Origin of the sequence: Aliigemmobacter aestuarii (genome assembly GCF_004799285.1) — a bacterium.
GTDB lineage: Bacteria > Pseudomonadota > Alphaproteobacteria > Rhodobacterales > Rhodobacteraceae > Aliigemmobacter > Aliigemmobacter aestuarii.
In genome coordinates, this window is sequence record NZ_SSND01000011.1 from 1 (window position 1) to 1,003 (window position 1,003).

The window sequence follows — 1,003 nt, forward strand, 5'->3', positions numbered from 1 at the left end:
CATGGCAGTCAAGGTTGCAATCAACGGGTTCGGTCGGATCGGGCGCAATGTGTTGCGGGCGATCGTGGAATCGGGGCGGACCGACATCGAGGTGGTGGCGGTCAACGATCTTGGCCCGGTGGAGACGAACGCGCATCTGTTGCGCTTCGACAGCGTGCATGGCCGCTTTCCCGCCGAGGTGACCACCGGCGACGACTGGATCGACGCGGGCCGCGGGCCGATCCGCGTGACCGCGCTGCGCAACCCCGCCGACCTGCCCTGGGGCGATGTCGATATCGTGCTGGAATGCACCGGCATCTTCACCTCGAAAGAGAAATGCCTGCCCCATCTGGAAAACGGGTCGAAGCGCGTGCTGATTTCGGCCCCCGGCGAGGGCGCCGACAAGACCATCGTCTATGGCGTCAATCACGCCACGCTGACGCCCGGCGACATCGTCGTCTCGAACGCCTCCTGCACGACGAACTGCCTCAGCCCGGTGGCCAAGGTCCTGAACGACGCGATCGGCATCCGGCGCGGCTTCATGACCACGATCCACAGCTATACCGGCGACCAGCCGACGCTCGACACGCTGCACAAGGACCTCTACCGCGCCCGCGCCGCGGCGCTCAGCATGATCCCGACCTCGACCGGCGCGGCCAAGGCCGTGGGCCTCGTGCTGCCCGAGCTGAAGGGCCGGCTCGACGGTGTGGCGATCCGCGTGCCCACCCCCAATGTCTCGGTCGTCGATCTGGTGTTCGAGGCCGCGCGCGAAACCTCGGCCGACGAGATCAACGCCGCCATCCGCGCCGCAGCCACCGGGCCGATGAAGGGCATCCTCGGCTTCACGGACCGCCCGAACGTCAGTTCGGACTTCAACCACGACCCCCATTCCTCGGTCTTCCACATGGACCAGACCCGCGTGATGGAAGGCACCATGTGCCGCATCCTCGCCTGGTACGACAACGAATGGGGCTTCTCGAACCGCATGGCCGACACCGCCGTCGCCATGGGCAGATTGATCTGA

Annotated in this window: 1 protein-coding gene; it reads left to right on the forward strand. The window is 66.4% G+C overall.

Annotation, left to right across the window (positions count from 1 at the left end; translation table 11 throughout):
• Position 1: 1 nt before the first annotated feature.
• Positions 2–1,003, forward strand: coding sequence for a type I glyceraldehyde-3-phosphate dehydrogenase (gene gap, locus E7811_RS17790; protein WP_136396029.1), 1,002 nt, complete (start codon positions 2–4; stop codon positions 1,001–1,003).

Excerpts from the sequence above, each read along its gene's own strand:
- gap (WP_136396029.1), top strand. The coding sequence starts at position 2 with ATGGCAGTCAAGGTTGCAATCAACGGGTTCGGTCGGATCGGGCGCAAT.